The sequence below is a fragment of the Caulobacter sp. CCH9-E1 genome (genome assembly GCF_001556515.1).
Taxonomy (GTDB): Bacteria; Pseudomonadota; Alphaproteobacteria; order Caulobacterales; family Caulobacteraceae; genus Caulobacter.
Map to the genome: position 1 here is coordinate 1 of NZ_LSJA01000307.1, position 14,942 is coordinate 14,942.

12 protein-coding genes and 1 pseudogene are annotated in these 14,942 nt (G+C 68.8%); 6 read left to right on the forward strand and 7 right to left on the reverse strand.

Going from position 1 to position 14,942, the window contains the following annotated elements:
- Window positions 1-115 precede the first annotated feature (115 nt).
- Genes AX690_RS17285 through AX690_RS17300 form a run of 4 tightly spaced genes read right to left on the reverse strand, consistent with a single transcriptional unit; the run spans window position 116 to window position 2,915 of the window.
- Complete coding sequence (locus tag AX690_RS17285; protein WP_066685654.1) at window positions 116-1,156, reverse strand: glycosyltransferase; 1,041 nt, start codon at window positions 1,154-1,156, stop codon at window positions 116-118.
- A 57-nt stretch (window positions 1,157-1,213) separates the two neighbouring features.
- Window positions 1,214-2,344: an NAD(P)/FAD-dependent oxidoreductase gene (locus AX690_RS17290; protein ID WP_066685656.1), complete on the reverse strand. Its 1,131-nt coding sequence runs from the start codon at window positions 2,342-2,344 to the stop codon at window positions 1,214-1,216.
- Window positions 2,341-2,616: a type II toxin-antitoxin system RelE/ParE family toxin gene (locus AX690_RS17295; protein WP_066685658.1), complete on the reverse strand. Its 276-nt coding sequence runs from the start codon at window positions 2,614-2,616 to the stop codon at window positions 2,341-2,343. Before AX690_RS17295 ends, AX690_RS17290 begins: the two co-directional genes overlap by 4 nt.
- Entirely contained in the window at window positions 2,613-2,915 is a 303-nt protein-coding gene (locus tag AX690_RS17300) for a hypothetical protein (RefSeq protein WP_066685660.1), read from the reverse strand. The genes AX690_RS17295 and AX690_RS17300 overlap by 4 nt, the downstream gene beginning before the upstream one ends.
- A gap of 146 nt (window positions 2,916-3,061) precedes the next feature.
- On the opposite strand from AX690_RS17300, the gene AX690_RS17305 reads away from it, so the two are divergent.
- Both AX690_RS17305 and AX690_RS22445 read left to right on the forward strand, forming a co-directional pair.
- Entirely contained in the window at window positions 3,062-4,234 is a 1,173-nt protein-coding gene (locus AX690_RS17305) for a DUF418 domain-containing protein (RefSeq protein ID WP_066685662.1), read from the forward strand.
- A gap of 29 nt (window positions 4,235-4,263) precedes the next feature.
- A pseudogene (locus tag AX690_RS22445) lies at window positions 4,264-4,419 on the forward strand (hypothetical protein); the annotation flags it as partial.
- A gap of 39 nt (window positions 4,420-4,458) precedes the next feature.
- Here the strand turns inward: AX690_RS22445 and AX690_RS17310 are convergent.
- A complete protein-coding gene (locus AX690_RS17310; protein ID WP_066685664.1) occupies window positions 4,459-7,902 on the reverse strand; it encodes an indolepyruvate ferredoxin oxidoreductase family protein in 3,444 nt (1,147 codons plus the stop codon).
- Between the two features lie 142 nt (window positions 7,903-8,044).
- Between AX690_RS17310 and AX690_RS17315 the strand changes: the two genes are divergently transcribed.
- The 4 genes from AX690_RS17315 to AX690_RS17330 all read left to right on the forward strand — a co-directional run bounded on the left by AX690_RS17315 (window position 8,045) and on the right by AX690_RS17330 (window position 12,072).
- Entirely contained in the window at window positions 8,045-8,542 is a 498-nt protein-coding gene (locus AX690_RS17315; RefSeq protein ID WP_004620861.1) for an Lrp/AsnC family transcriptional regulator, read from the forward strand.
- Window positions 8,543-8,613: 71 nt separating this feature from the next.
- A complete protein-coding gene (locus tag AX690_RS17320; RefSeq protein WP_066685667.1) occupies window positions 8,614-9,891 on the forward strand; it encodes an MFS transporter in 1,278 nt (425 codons plus the stop codon).
- A 96-nt stretch (window positions 9,892-9,987) separates the two neighbouring features.
- Window positions 9,988-10,884: a pirin family protein gene (locus tag AX690_RS17325; RefSeq protein WP_066685672.1), complete on the forward strand. Its 897-nt coding sequence runs from the start codon at window positions 9,988-9,990 to the stop codon at window positions 10,882-10,884.
- Window positions 10,885-11,052: 168 nt separating this feature from the next.
- Window positions 11,053-12,072: an adenosine deaminase gene (locus AX690_RS17330; RefSeq protein WP_066685673.1), complete on the forward strand. Its 1,020-nt coding sequence runs from the start codon at window positions 11,053-11,055 to the stop codon at window positions 12,070-12,072.
- A gap of 119 nt (window positions 12,073-12,191) precedes the next feature.
- On the opposite strand, the gene AX690_RS17335 is transcribed toward AX690_RS17330, so the two are convergent.
- Both AX690_RS17335 and AX690_RS17340 read right to left on the reverse strand, forming a co-directional pair.
- Complete coding sequence (locus tag AX690_RS17335) at window positions 12,192-13,175, reverse strand: DegT/DnrJ/EryC1/StrS family aminotransferase (protein WP_066685674.1); 984 nt, start codon at window positions 13,173-13,175, stop codon at window positions 12,192-12,194.
- A 117-nt stretch (window positions 13,176-13,292) separates the two neighbouring features.
- The gene (locus AX690_RS17340; RefSeq protein WP_066685676.1) at window positions 13,293-14,840 is read right to left on the reverse strand and encodes a class I adenylate-forming enzyme family protein; all 1,548 of its coding nucleotides are present in this window, start codon (window positions 14,838-14,840) and stop codon (window positions 13,293-13,295) included.
- Window positions 14,841-14,942 lie beyond the last annotated feature (102 nt).

Consider the following 14,942-nt stretch of genomic DNA (forward strand, 5'->3'; position numbering starts at 1 on the left):
CCGCCGACCTGTGGGTTATGAATCCACCGCTCTAACCATCTGAGCTACCCAGCCATCGCCAGGACGGACGGGGGTCATACGCCCAAGCGCGCTTCGCATCAAGCCTTACGGCCGTCTACGAAAGCATTCCGTCGAGCACCGCTTCCAAGCGTCGCGCCAGTTGGTCGGGACCATACTGCTCAAGCACCAGCGTGCGAGCCGCCTGGCCCATCCGCCGCGCGCTGTCGCGGTCGCCGATCAGCTCGCCCAGCGCCTCGGCCAGGCGGTCGGGATCGTCTTCCGGCGCGAGGCGGCCGTTGACCCCGTCCTTAATCATCTCGATCGGCCCCTCGATCTCGGACGCCACGACCGGCAATCCCACGCCCATCGCCTCCAGCAGGGTCAGAGGAAACCCCTCTTGGTGCGAGGGGAAGGCGAAGAGATCGCCCGTCGCCAGGAAGCCGGCCACGTCCTGGCGCCAGCCGACCAGCTTGACGCAAGAATCGAGGTCGAGCTCGCGGATCAGAGATTCGAGAGCGCCGCGCTCGCCGCCCTCGCCGGCGATCTCGCAGACCACCTCCAGGTCCCAGGCGCGCAGCTTGCCGACCGCGCGGATCAGGACGTCGAAGCCCTTCTTCGGATGCAGCCGCCCGGCCGCGACGATGCGGATGGGCCCCTCCGCCCGCGCGAAAGGTTCCGCCCGAGCGGTCGGCGGCTTCACCGCGTTAGGGATGACATGGACGTGGTCGGCGCTGGCGCCGCGCTCGATCGCCAGCCGCGCCAGGTGCTTGCCGACGCACAGGTAGTGGACGTCCGGGCGGATGTCGAAGACCGGCTTGTGCACGCAGACAGCCTGCACCGCGTTCGCTGGCGCGACCTTGGCGAAGATCCGCGCGGGGCGCTGGCCGTGGCTGAGGATCAGGTCCGGCCGCGTGGCGCGGACCACCGCCTTGGCGGCGCCGACGGTCAGCGGGTCCCAGTCGGTCAGGGCGGGCATGGTGGCCAGCGGGGTTCGGCCCGCCTGGGCGGCAGCGATCTTGCCGCCTCGGCGCACGACGCCCACGCAGCGCCCGCCATGACGCTCGGCCCACGCCTCCAGGATCGGCTGATAGTCGAGGAACACCTGCTCCAGGCCGCCCAGCCCCTTGCCCAGCATGGCGTGCAGGATGTTGCTCAAGACGGGCTCCGGGAGCGGCTTTACGGGCCGGGACCATCGTGGCGCCCGGCCACGGTGTCAACGCGGGACCTGGACGGTTGCTCCCAACCGCGCCGCGACCTCCTCGCCGATCGCCAGCGAGCTGGTGAGCCCGGGGCTCTCGATGCCGAACAGGGCCATCAGCCCCTCGAACCCGTGATCCTCGGCGCCGCGCAGCTGGAAGTCGGGCTGGGGCTCGCCTGGTCCGTGCAGCTTGGGCCGCACGCCGGCGTAGTCGGGGCTCAGGACGCCGTCGGGCAGGCCCGGCCAGAACTTGCGGATATAGGCGGCGAAGGCCTCGGCCCGCGCCGGATCGACCGAATAGTCGGGCGCCGGGACATATTCGAGATCCGGCCCGAACACCGCCTGGCCGCCCAGGTCGTTGCGGTAGTGGGTGCCCAGCGCGCCATGGATCGGCGGCGGATAGATCAGCCGCTGGAACGGCGCCTTGCCGGTCAGGCGGAAATAGACGCCCTTGCCGTAGTGGGCCTTGGGAATGCGGTCCTCGGGATAGCCCTCGATCCGAGCCGCCACGTCCTGGGCGGAGAGTCCCGGCGCGGTGACCAGCAGCCGGCAGGTCAGGCTGGTCGGGTCCGCGCCCCCGGCCCGCACCTTGAAGCCGCCGCCCGCGAACGGCTCGGCGCCCTCGAAAGGCGTTCCCAGCACCACTGCCCCCCCGGCGGCCTCGATCTCGCCTTGCAGGGCCAGCATGTAGTCGTGGCTGGCGAAGACGCCGCTCTCCGGCGACAGCAGGGCCGCGTGGGCGTTGAGGCCCGGCTCGAGGGCGCGGGCTTGCTCGCCCGTCAGCCGCTCCATGCCCTCCACATCATTGGCCAGGGCCTGGTCCCAGATGGCGTCGAGGCGCGGAATCTCGTCCCGGCTGGTCGCCACCACCAGCTTGCCGCAGCGCTTGTAGGCGACGCCGTGCGCGTCGAGGAACGCGTAGAGCATGCGCCGTCCCTGCACGCACAACCGCGCCTTCAGCGAGCCGGTCGGATAGTAGAGCCCGCCGTGGATCACCTCGGAATTGCGCGACGAGACGCCCTGGCCGATGTGGCCCTCGGCCTCCAGCACCACCACCATCAGGCCGCGCCGGGCCAGGGCGTAGCCGCAGGCCAGCCCCACGGCCCCGGCCCCCACCACAACGGCGTCGAAATCGTACTTGGTCATTTCAGTGTCGCCGAATGCTCGATGGAGCGAATGACGACCTCCTGTTCGCTCACTTGATAGAAGATGACGTAAGCGCCGTAGGGAAGCCGACGGAAGCTGGGATTTCTCGCGACGGCCTGAGCCATGAAGGGAAAGGCCGCGATCTGGTCGAACTCCTCAATGAGGCCTTCGATGAAATGCACGGCAGCCCTGGGGCTATCCTTGGCGATATAGGCCCCAATGCGGTTCAGGTCGCGCTGAGCCCGCTTCGTCAGGACATAGCCAGACCTCACTCTCCGGCGGCCTTGGCCCGAGCTTCCAAGTCAGCCAGCATCTCGGACAGGAACGCTCGCCCATCGACGCACTCGCCTGGGTCGATGGCCTCGGCTTCCAGCTCATCGAGCAGGGCCTCGAGCTTCTCCGAGCCGCCGACGATATCGGCCGCCCGGCGATAGTTGAGTTCGGCCAGTTCGGCCGCGAGCCCCTCGTCCAGGGACGCGAACTCGCCGCGATCGACGCGCGCCTGCAGATCGGCGGCGTCCTCGGCGCTGATGCGCACCGTCACCTGGCTTTGATCGACCGGCCTGTTCATGCCCAAAGCCTAGCACGAACCTCCCCCCGCGCCAGGCGCCGCGAAGCCGCAATCAATTGACAGCGCCGTCGGATTGGCCAAGGTCGCGCTTTCGCCAAGGACGCCAAGACGTCCGGGGACGTCCTATCGGACAAGGTGGGGAAACCATGACCAACGCCATGACGGTCGCGCCAGCGCGCAATCTGCTGATCGACACCCTGCGCGCCTTCGCCCTGATCGGCGTCTACATGGTCCATATGTTCGAGCAGTACGAGATCTACTGGGCGGCGCCGCAGCAGAACCTGACCCACACGATCTTCACGACCTTCTTCATGGGCAAGGCGTTCAGCCTGCTGACCCTGTGCTTTGGCCTCAGCTTCTTCCTGCTGATGGACAAGGCCGACCGGCGGGGCGTCGACTTCTCGAAGCGCTTCGCCTGGCGGATGGCGGTGCTGGCGCTGATCGGCCTCGTTCACAGCCTCGTCTATCGCGGCGACATCCTGATGGTGCTGGCGCCGCTGGGCCTGATCCTGGTTCCCTATCACCGCGCCAGCAACCAGATGATCCTCGGCGTCGCCGCCGTGCTGCTGCTCCAGCCGGGCCTGCTGTTCCAGCTCTGGGGCGCCTTGGGCGGCGAGGCCTGGGCCAACCAGCCGCCGCATCACTACGCCGACACCGGCCCCGCCTTCTACCGCACCGCGCCGCTGGGCCAGATGCTGGTCTGGAACGTCGGCCAGGGTCAGACCTTCAAGTGGTGGTTCTTCATCGAGACCGGGCGTCTGTTCCAGATCCTGGCCCTGTTCCTGGTCGGCCTGCGCCTGGGCCGCGCCGGCTTCTTCGACGATCCGGACCGCTTCAAGGCCGAGCGCCGCGCCGCCCTCACCGCCTTGGCCGCCTTCGCCATCGCCTGTCACCTGGGCTCGCCGGCCCTGCAGGCCCTCGCCCCCGACGCGACCGCCGCGCCGATGGCCCGCAAGCTGATCGGCACGCTGCTGGGCGGCTGGTTCGACGTCTCGCTGATGGGCGTCTACGTGCTGCTGATCGTCGAGCTCCATACGGGTCCGCTGCGCAAGGCGCTGGACCGCCTCGCCCCCATGGGCCGCATGACCCTGACCTTCTACGTCCTGCAGTCGCTGATCTGGGTGCCGATCTTCTACGGCTTTGGCCTGGGCGCCTGGCAGTGGCTGCCGCAGTCCACGGCCCTGTGGCTGGGGTTGGGCTTCCTGGTCCTGCAAGGGATCGTGGCGACGCTGTGGTTCAAGCGCTTTTACTACGGCCCGCTGGAGTGGGTCTGGCGCGCGGCGACGTACCAGACGACGAAGGTGCCGTTCAGGCGGTAAGAGACGGGCTTTCCGAGCGGCGACTTGGGGTGGATAGGAGACACTGCTCCCTCTCCCATGGGGAGAGGGTCGGGGTGAGGGGGTACGACGTTCGACGGAGCGCCGGCACGCCGTCAGACCTCGTAACCCCTCTCCCTCCCACCGCTTCGCGGCGGGCCCCTCCCTCTCCCTTTGGAAGAGGGATTCGTGGGGTGCGCAATCAGGCCCGCTCTCCAGAATCCCGCCTAGCCCCTACCCCACTGCGCCCAGAGCTTCTCCTCGGCCGCCTTGGCGACCTTCACCGAGGCGTCCTTGACGTGGCCGTAGCCGCGGATCTGTTGCGGGATCTCGGCGATCTTCAGGGCCAGCGGCAGGCTCTCGACGCACAGCCCCGCCACCAGGCGGTCCAGGGTCACCTCGTACGACGCGATCAGGCCGCGCTCCATCCGGCGCTCCTCGGTGTGGCCGAAGATGTCGAGCGCGCCGCCGCGCAGGCCCTTCATCCTGGCCATGACCGGGAAGGCCAGATCCAGCATCCAGCCGCCGAAGGCGATCTTCCTGGGCTTGCCGTCGGCGCCCTTGGGCGCCAGCAGCGGCGGGGAGAGCCAGACCTTGGTCTTGCCGCCCTTGAAGGTCCCGGCCAGCTCGGCCGCGAACCGACCGTCGGTATAGAGCCGCGCGACCTCGTACTCGTCCTTGTAGGCCATCAGCTTGTAGAGGTTCGTCGCCGCCGCGCGGGTCAGCGGCAGCGCCGAGTCCGCGCCGGACATGGCGGTCTCGGCCGCGCGGACCTTGGCGACCTTGTCCGCGTAGCGCTGGGCGTAAGACGCGTTCTGATAGGCCGTCAGCTCAGCGGTGCGGTGGGCGATCAGATCGTCCAGCGGCATGGTCTCGGGCGTGGCGACCTTGTCTTCCTTGACCTCGATAGAAGCCGGGTCGTGGGCGACGCGGCGGCCCAGCTCGAAGGCCTGCAGGTTGGCGTCGGCGTCGACGCCGTTCAGCTTGATCGCGCGATAGAGGGCCCGGCTGGAGACCGGGATCACCCCCCGCTGCCAGGCGAAACCGACCATGATCATGTTGGCGTAGATGGCGTCGCCGAACTGGCTCTCGGCCAGGTGCTGGGCCGGGCAGGCGTCGAAGGTCTGGGTCGCGCCCTTGACCCGCCGGGCCATGGAGCCGCTATCGAAGCGGATGTCGCGGCTGGTGACGAAGTCGGCGGTGGGGGCGAAGTCGCTGTTGCCGAACGCGCGCGTGCGGTCCTTGGCGTAGAGCGACAGGCCTTCGGGCGAGGCGGCGACCAGCAGGTCGCAAGCGATCAGCACGTCGGCGCTGGCCGCCGGCACGCGGCCGCCGACGATGGTCTCCTCGGTCTCGCCGATCTTGACGTGGCTGAACACCGAACCGCCCTTTTGGGCGAGACCCGTCATATCCACCACGCTGCCAGCCCGGCCGTCGATATGGGCGGCCATGGCCAGGATCGAGGCCACGGTCGTCACGCCCGTGCCGCCGACGCCCGTGAACAGGATCTTGCGCACGCCGGCCAAAGGCTCGAAGTCCGGCAGCGGCGTCGACTCGGCGGTCAGCGCCGCCGGGGTCTTCTTGCCCTGCGCGCTCTCGGCCCCTTCCAGGGTGATGAACGACGGGCAGAAGCCCTGGACGCAAGAGTAGTCCTGATTGCAGCTGGACTGGTTGATCTTACGCTTGCGGCCAAACTCGGTGGCCAGCGGCTCGACCGAGACGCAGTTGGACTTCACCGAACAGTCGCCGCAGCCCTCGCAGACCAGCGGGTTGATGAAGACGCGCTGGGTCGCCTTGGGCATCGCGCCGCGCTTGCGGCGGCGGCGCTTTTCGGTGGCGCAGGTCTGGTCGTAAAGCAGCACCGTCACGCCCGCCGTGTCGCGCAGCATCTCCTGCACGCGGATCAGGTCCGATCGCGGGAAGATCTCGACGCCGGGCGCCAGGCCCTCGACGTCCTCGTAGCGCTTCATGTCATCGACGACGATGACGGTCTTCTTGACGCCCTCGGCCGCCAGCTGGCGGGTGATCTGGGCGGGGGTGAAGCCGCTCTCGGCCCGCTGGCCGCCGGTCATGGCGACGGCGTCGTTATAGAGCAGCTTGTAGGTGATGTTGGTCCCGGCCGCGATCGCGCCCCGGATCGCCAGCGAACCCGAGTGGTTGTAGGTGCCGTCGCCCAGGTTCTGGAAGACGTGCTTCTCACTAGTGAACGGCGAGGCGCCGACCCAGGTCAGGCCCTCGCCGCCCATGTGGGTGTTCAGGTCCGTCGACGGGTCGTTGAAGCTGGCCATGTAGTGGCAGCCGATGCCGGCGAGAGCCCGCGAACCCTCCGGCAGCTTGGTCGAGGTGTTGTGCGGGCAGCCCGAGCAGAAGAACGGCTTGCGGGCCTGGTCGGCGGCGAGGCTGACGGCGGCGACGCCGGCGGCGCTGACCCGGTTCAGATAGGCCCGCGCCCGCTCCATGTGCGGGCCGTCGGGCAGACGGTCGTAGATGGCGAGCGCGATTTCCGCGACCGACAGCGAGCCCAGCTCCGACAGCAGCGGTCCGCCCTTCTCGTCGGTCTTGCCGATCACGCGGGGCCGAGCTTGCGCGGGAAGGTCATACAGCGCTGCGCGCGCTTGGGGCTCGATCAGGGCGCGCTTGTGCTCGATGACCATCAGCGTTTCGAGACCGGCGGCGAAGGCGCGCAGGCCCAGCGGCTCCAGCGGCCAGGGCATGCCGACCTTGTAGATCGAGACACCCAGGTCGGCGGCCTCCTGCAGGGTCATGCCCATGGCCGTGAAGGCCTCCAGCACGTCCTTGTAGGCCTGGCCCTGGCAGACGATGCCCAGCCGCGCCTTGCCGACGCGGACGTGGGAAGCCCCCAGCACCACGCGGTCGACGCCGTTGGCGCGGGCGAAGGCCAGGGCCGCCGGGATCTTGTGGAGCCGCATGCGCCGCTCCTTCTCCATCGGCTGGTCCTTGAGCCGGATGCCGAGACCGCCGGGCGGGAACGGGAAGTCGGGGGTAATGAGCTTGTGGCGATCCAGCGAGACGTCGATCGTGACGCCGCTGTCCATGGTGTCGGCCAGGGCGATCATGCCCGTCCACAGGCCCGAGAAGCGGGACATCGACAGGCCGAGGATCCCGTAATCCAGCACCTCCTGCACGTCCGCCGGCGCCAGCACCGGCATCTCGAAGTCCTGGAAGGCGAACTCCGACTGCGACGGCAGGGTCGAGCTCTTGCAGTTGTGGTCGTCGCCGGCCACCGCCAGCACGCCCCCGGTCGGAAAGACGCCCGCGAAATTGGCGTGCTTGAAGACATCGCCGGTGCGGTCGACGCCGGGCGCCTTGCCGTACCACATGCCAAAGACGCCGTCGTAGAGGGCGCCGGGGAACAGATTCGCCTGCTGGCTGCCCCACACGGCGGTGGCGGCCAGGTCCTCGTTGACGCCTTCCTTGAAGACGACGTCGTGGGCGGTCAGCAGCTTGTTGATGCGGGCGGCCTGCTGGTCGAGACCGCCGAGGGGGGAGCCTCTATAGCCGGACAAAAAGCCCGCCGTATTCAATCCCAGCTTGCGATCGAGGCGCTTGCGATCCAGCAGGACCCGCAGCAGCGCCTGCACGCCGGTGATGAAAGCTCGACCATCTTCGAGCACATATTTGTCGTCGAGCGTGACTTCCGAGTGCCGCATGGCAAAAATTTTCCTCCCGGGTCTTCCCGCCCGTAACGCAATATCTTATAGAAGCGCGGAAATTGTTTGCCCAAGGCGTGCCCGACTCGTGGCCGTTTTGCGCACGAAGTGAGCGTCAACGCCCGCTGGGGGGAGGAATTTCTTGTCCGAACAACTCGACGCCGTGGATGCCAAGATCCTGGATCTCATCCAACACGACGCCGGACTGTCCGTCGCCGAGATCGCCGAACGAGTCGGCCTGTCGTCCAGCCCGTGCTGGCGCCGGATCAAGCGCCTGGAGGACGCCGGCGTCATCCAGCGCCGCGTGACCATCCTGGACCGCGAAAAGCTGGGCCTGGGCTTCGAGGTCTATTGCACCGTCAAGCTGTCCCTTCCGACCAAGGAAAATCTGGACACGTTCGAACAGGCGGTCGCCAAGTGGGCCGAGGTCGTCCAGTGCGCCACCGTGACCGGCGCGGCCGACTACGAGATGCGCATCGTCACCCGCGACATGCGCGCCTTCGACGAATTCCTGCGCGACAAGCTCTTGTCGCTGGGCCTGGTGTCGAACATCGAGAGCCGCATTGTCATCCGCGGCGTCAAGAACTCGACCGCCGTGCCGCTGGGCCTGATCAGCCCCTACGTCAGCCCGCTGGGCTAATCCTTACGACGGCGCGTGGCGGCCGAGGGGCCGTCGCGCGTCGATCTTCCGACAATCTGGGGAGAGGCCACATGGCCCAATCGAGCGCCGGCGGCGCGTCGACGCGACGCGTGCTGGCCGCCAGCCTGATCGGCACGGCGGTCGAGTTCTACGACTTCTATATCTATGCGACGGCCGCCTCGCTGGTGTTCGGACCGCTGTTCTTCCCCGCCAGTTCGCCGGCCATGCAGCTGTTGGCCTCCTACGCCAGCCTCAGCGTGGCCTTCATCGCCCGGCCGCTAGGCTCGATCGTGTTCGGCCACTTCGGCGATCGCATTGGCAGAAAGTCGACCCTGGTGGCCTCGCTGCTGATCATGGGCGGCTCGACCCTGCTGGTCGCCTTCCTGCCGACCTATCACCAGGCCGGCTGGATCGCGCCCTTCATGCTGTGCCTGCTGCGCTTTGGCCAAGGCTTCGGACTGGGCGGCGAGTGGGGCGGCGCGGCTCTGCTGGCGGTCGAGAACGCCCCGCCCGGCTACCGCGCGCGCTTTGGCATGTTCCCGCAGCTGGGCGCGCCCGTCGGCTTCATCGCCGCCAACGGCCTCTTTCTCATTCTCGGCGCGGTGCTGACGCCCGAGCAGTTCCAGAGCTGGGGCTGGCGCGTGCCGTTCCTGGGCAGCATCCTGCTGGTCGGGGTGGGCTTGTGGATCCGCCTGAAGCTGACCGAGACCCCCGCCTTCCAGGCCGCCGCCCACGAGGCCCCGCCGCCGCACGTGCCGGTCGCCGAGCTGATGAAGACCCATGCCCGCGAGACGATCGGCGGCACCTTCGCGGTCGTGGCCTGCTTCGCCCTGTTCTACCTGACCACCGCCTTCTCGCTGGGCTATGGCGTCACGGCCCTGGGCTATGGCCGCCAGCTGTTCCTGGGCGTGCTGCTGTTCGCCATCCTGTTCATGGCGGCGGGCATCGTCTGGGCCGGCTACTGGGCGGACAAGTCCAGCCCCCGTCGCGTGCTGATGGCCGGCTCGCTGCTGACCATCCTCGCCGGCGCGGCCCTGGCGCCGATGATGGCCTCGGGCGCGTTGCCGGTCATCACCGCCTTCCTGTGCTTTGCCCTGGTGGTCATGGGCCTGGTCTACGGACCGCTGGGCGCCTGGCTGCCCAGCCTGTTCCCGGCGCGGGTGCGCTACACCGGCGCCTCGATCGCCTTCAATGTCGGCGGCGTGATCGGCGGCGGCATGACCCCGGCCATCGCCCAGGCCCTGGCCACCCACGGCGGCCTGAAGCTGGTGGGCGTCTATCTTGCCGCCGCCGGCGCGATCAGCCTCCTGGCGCTGTGGCCGCTGAAGAAGACGCCGGACACGCTGTAGGCAAGCCCGGGAGGGCGGCGCCGAGTCCACCCTTTTGGACAAGACGAGCGCCGCCCCGCCCCGCTAAGCTCCGGCCGATCCACCGCTGGAGTTCCCATGATCGACCTCGTCATCGAAGCCCGTCGCAAGAACCTCGGCAATTTCGAGGTCGGCCGGGTGCTGCCGTTTCATGCGCACCGGATGGTCGGGCCGTTCACCTTCCTCGACCACATGGGCCCGGCGACCTTCCAGCCCGGCTTCGCCAAGGACGCCGACGTGCGTCCGCACCCGCACATCGGCCTGTCGACCCTGACCTACCTGTTCGAGGGCGAGATCACCCACCGCGACAGCGTGGGCTCGCTGGCGGTGATCAAGCCGAACGAGGTCAACTGGATGACCGCCGGGTCGGGGATCACCCACTCCGAACGCTTCGAGGGCCTGCGCGCCCACGGCGGCCGCATGGACGGCATGCAGGCCTGGATCGCCTTGCCGAAAGAGTACGAGGAGATCGACCCCAGCTTCACCCACCACGAGGGCCCGGCCGACCTGCCCTACTATGAAGAGGGCGGGCTGAAGGCGCGGCTGATCGCGGGCGAGGCCTTCGGCGCCAAGTCGAACGTGCCGGTCTATTCGCCGCTGTTCTACGTCCACTGGGAGCTGGAGCCGGGGACCACCGCGGCCCTGCCGGCCGAATATTCCGAGCGCGCCGCCTATGTCGCCGAGGGCCGGGTCGAGGTCGACGGCCGCGAGCTGACCACCGCCCAGATGGCCGTCTTCGCGCCGGGCGACACGGTGGTGTTCAAGGCCCTTGAGCGTTCGACCGTGATGCTGATGGGCGGCGAGCCCGCCGGCCCGCGCTTCATCGAGTGGAACTTCGTCTCCTCCTCCAAGGACCGCATCGAGCAGGCCAAGGCCGACTGGCGCGCCGGCCGCATGAAGCTGCCCGACCTCGACCACGACGAGTTCATTCCGTTGCCGGAAGGCCCGCCGCCGCCGGCGCCGCCGATGTCGTAAGCAACTTCCCTCTCCCCTTGCGGGAGAGGGTGGCCCGCCAGGGCCGGGTGAGGGGTCGCGCGGACCTTGCCGAGAACCCCCTCATCCGTCGGCTCCGCCGACACCTTCTCCCGCAAGGGGAGAAGGAGACGGTTGATTGGAGGGAAGACCCCGGCCCATAACTCCCCCATGACCGACGCCTCTTTCGCCCAATTCGTCCGCGGCCTGCCCAAGGCCGAGCTGCACATGCACATCGAGGGCAGCCTCGAACCCGAGCTGATGTTCGCCCTGGCCCAGCGCAACGGGATCACCCTGCCCTACACGTCGGTCGACGAGATCCGGGCGGCCTATCAGTTCTCGAACCTGCAGGACTTCCTGGACATCTATTACCAGGGCGCGGGGGTGCTGATCACCGAAGCCGACTTCAAGGACCTGGCCCTGGCCTATTTCCAGCGCCTGGCGGCCGATGGCGGCACGCACGCCGAGATCTTCTTCGATCCCCAGACCCACACCGACCGCGGGATCGCCTTCGAGACGGTGATCAAGGGCCTGCTGGCCGGCATGGCGGAAGCCGAGAAGACGCTAGGCGTCACCTCCAAGCTGATCCTGTGCTTCCTGCGGCACCTGTCCGAAGAGAGCGCCTTCGAGACCCTGGAGCAGGCCAAGCCGTGGCTGTCCTCGCTGGCCGGCGTCGGCCTCGACAGCTCCGAGGTCGGCCATCCGCCGGCCAAGTTCGCCCGCGTGATGCAGGCGGCGCGGGACCTTGGCCTCAAGGTCGTCGCCCACGCCGGCGAGGAAGGCCCGCCCGAATATGTCTGGGAAGCCATCGACCTGGTGAAGGTCGACCGCATCGACCACGGCAACCGCGCCCTCGAGGACGCGGCCCTCACCGCGCGCCTCGTCAAGGACGGCGTCACCCTGACGGTCTGCCCGCTGTCGAACCTGAAGCTGTGCGGCGTGCCCAGCCTGGACGTCCACCCTCTGAAGAAGATGCTGGCCCTGGGCCTGAAGGCCACGGTCAATTCCGACGATCCGGCCTATTTCGGCGGCTACCTGCTGGAGAACTACCTGGCCACCGCCGACGCCGTGGGCCTGACGCGGGACGAGATCGTCACCCTGGCTAAGAACAGCTTCACCGGCTCGTTCCTGTCGGAGGCCGAAAAGGCCGAGCGCGTCGCGAAGGTCGAGGCCTACGCGGCGAGCCACTAGGAAACCCCTCTCCCCTTGGGAGAGGAGGGACCCGCCGCGTAGCGGCGGGAAGTGAGGGGTTGCGGCGGCTGACGGCTTAGCCCCCCACCCTACCCTCTCCCCATGGGAGGGGGTTCAAATCAAGCCAGCGCCTCTCTGAGCGCGTCGCACAGGCGGTCCAGGCCTTCGATATCCAGGCCCGGATCCAGCTCGATCACCACGGTCGAGGCGGCGATGTGGTCGGCGGTCGGGGTGTCGTCGGCCTTCACGGTCAGGTCGCGGACCGCGCAGCTGGCCGGAACGCCCGCCTGGCGCAGCTTCCAGGCCACGGTCCCGGCGTCGTCGCCCGGCAGGGTCAGGGCGCAGGTCGGCGAGATCCAGCTCATGCCCCAGCCCGGCTGGAAGCTGACGCCGCTGTCCAGCAGCAGCACGCGCAGCTGCTGGGCCGTGGCGCAGAGGCGGTGGCGCAGGCGGGCCCAGGCGGCGACGCCGTCATCGCCGACGAAGGGGCGGCCCTCGATGGCGTTGACCGGGGTCGCGTCCTCGCAGGCCACGAACACCCCCTCGCCGCTCGGCAGGCCGATCAGCACGGGCACGGGGGCCTCGATCATCACGTCGAAGGCGCCGAAGGCGTCGACCAGCACCGGCAGACCGGTCTCGTCGCGAAAGGCGGCCCAGGCGCGCATGTCGGGCGCGCGGCCGTGGGCGGCGGCGGGAACGATGGCCTCCAACGGCCCCGGCGCATGCGGCAGGCGCTCGCGCAGGTGGCGGGTGTCGAACATGGCGCTGAACGGGTCGACGTCGACCAGCCAGGCCTTCAGGCCGGCCGCGGCCACACCGGCCAGGGTCTCCAGATCGGCCAGGGCCGAGACCACGCAGACGCCGCCGGGGCGCGCGCCCAGCGCCTTCAGCGCCGCCGCCACGGTCGTCGCGCGGTCGGTGAAGGCGCGGGCGCGGACCGGGCGCGCGAAGCGGCCGGCCAGGCGCTGTTCCAGATCGGAAGCATAGCCGCGCGCGCCCAGAGCCTTGGCGACCGCGTCGAAATCCACCGGTTCGAGACCGACCGAGGCGGGCTCGAGGACGGGCATGGACAGGGTCGAGGCGGCGAAGGGCTTGGGCAGCATGGCGTGAACTTGGATCCGCTAAGAACCAGGCGACCCAGGGGCCGCGTCTTATGGTTAAGCAAACGTATCCAGCGATTCCGCCGCCCCTAATGCGGCGCGCCGTCGCGGCAAAAACGTCTATTTGGTCGGCGAATTTTGCCAGGTTTCGCGCAGTTCGCGCTTCAGGACCTTGCCGATATGGCTGCGCGGCAGGGCGTCGACGAAACGAACCTCCGCCAGGCGCTGGGTCTTGCCCACCTTGTCGTTGACGAAGGTCCGGACGGCCTCCGGATCGACGTCTCCGCGCGTCGCGACGAAGGCCACCGGGGTCTCGCCCCAGGCGTCGGAGGGCACGCCGACCACCGCCGCCTCGACCACCGCCGGATGGGTCGCCAGCACCGCCTCCAGGTCCGACGGATAGATGTTGAAACCGCCGCTGATGATCATGTCCTTCTTGCGATCCATCAGCGTCAGGAAGCCGTCCTCGTCGAAACGGCCGACGTCCCCGGTGCGGATGAAGGTCCAGCCCTCGGGCGAGATCCAGGTCGCCTCGGCCGTCTTGTCGTCCCGGCCGTGATAGCCGTTCATCATCGAGGCCGAGCGGCCGACGATCTCGCCGACCACGCCGGGACCGACCTCCCCGCCGTCCTCGTCGATCAGGCGGATGTCGTGGCCGGGCGCGGGACGGCCCACCGTGTGCAGCTTGTCCGGGTGCTCGTGGGCCATCAGGATGCAGGTCCCGCCGCCCTCGGTCATGCCGAAGTACTCGACAAGACCGCCCCGCCAGCGGCGCAGCACCTCGCCCTTCAGCTCGGCCGAGAACGGCGCGCTGGTGCAGAACTTCATCCGCGTCGAGGACAGGTCGTAGCGGTCGAAGTCGGGGTGCTCCATCAGGCGGCGGTACTGGACCGGCACCAGCATGGTGTGGGTGACGCGATGCTTCTGGGCCAGCTCCAGATAGCGGACGACGTCGAACTTCTTCATCAGCACCACGGTCCCGCCGCCGGCCAGGGTCGGGAAGAAGCAGACCAGGGTGGTGTTGGAATAGAGCGGCGTCGACAAGAGGCTGACCGGCGCGTGGGCGTAGCCGATCGTGTCGCCGACGAAGATGTGCTTCCAGCGCATGCCGTGCGACTGGACGATGCCCTTGGGCGTGCCGGTCGTGCCGCTGGAATAGATGATGTTGAACGGGTGCTTGGGGCCGATCTCGACCGGCGCCGGCTTCGCCCCTTCGGGCGCCAGCCAGGCGTCGAAGGCGTCTCCGGCGGAAGAGCCGTCCAGCGCGATCTGGCGCACCGGAATCGGCGCGGGCTTCTGGGCTTCGGCCACGCCGGCGTCGAGGAAGAACAGCCGAGCGCCGCAGTCGGCGACCATGCCGGCGATCGCCTCGGGCGTCGAAGAGGGCGCGATCGGCGCCACCGCGACGCCGGCCCGCAAAGCCCCCAGGAACAGCGCCGTATAGGGGATCGACGAGAGGGCGCAGACGGCCACCGCCTCGCCCGGCTGGATCCCGTCGCGCTGCAGGGCGGTGGCGACGCGGTCGGCCAGGGCGTCGAACTGCGCGTAGGTGGCGGCCTCGCCGGTCTCCATGACGACGGCGAGGCGCTCGGGGTTCTCCCGCGCCCGTTCGCGCAGGATGTCGCCGATGGTCCCGTAGTCGGCGGCGATCATGGCGGCGAGGGTCATGCACTGTTTCCTAAACGCGAAAACCCGTGTCATCCCGGCCGAAGCGCAGCGTAGAGCCGGCGACTGTGTTGGGTCAATCGGGCTTTTGCCAGGGCTGGTTTG

Bases quoted from the DNA above. Each gene is read 5' to 3' on its own strand.
- AX690_RS17325 (WP_066685672.1), top strand. From the start codon at position 9,988: ATGATCGACCTCGTCATCGAAGCCCGTCGCAAGAACCTCGGCAATTTC.
- AX690_RS17335 (WP_066685674.1), bottom strand. From the start codon at position 13,175: ATGCTGCCCAAGCCCTTCGCCGCCTCGACCCTGTCCATGCCCGTCCTC.
- AX690_RS17330 (WP_066685673.1), top strand. From the start codon at position 11,053: ATGACCGACGCCTCTTTCGCCCAATTCGTCCGCGGCCTGCCCAAGGCC.
- AX690_RS17310 (WP_066685664.1), bottom strand. From the start codon at position 7,902: ATGCGGCACTCGGAAGTCACGCTCGACGACAAATATGTGCTCGAAGAT.
- AX690_RS17305 (WP_066685662.1), top strand. From the start codon at position 3,062: ATGACCAACGCCATGACGGTCGCGCCAGCGCGCAATCTGCTGATCGAC.
- AX690_RS17320 (WP_066685667.1), top strand. From the start codon at position 8,614: ATGGCCCAATCGAGCGCCGGCGGCGCGTCGACGCGACGCGTGCTGGCC.
- AX690_RS17340 (WP_066685676.1), bottom strand. From the start codon at position 14,840: ATGACCCTCGCCGCCATGATCGCCGCCGACTACGGGACCATCGGCGAC.
- AX690_RS17300 (WP_066685660.1), bottom strand. From the start codon at position 2,915: ATGAACAGGCCGGTCGATCAAAGCCAGGTGACGGTGCGCATCAGCGCC.
- AX690_RS17290 (WP_066685656.1), bottom strand. From the start codon at position 2,344: ATGACCAAGTACGATTTCGACGCCGTTGTGGTGGGGGCCGGGGCCGTG.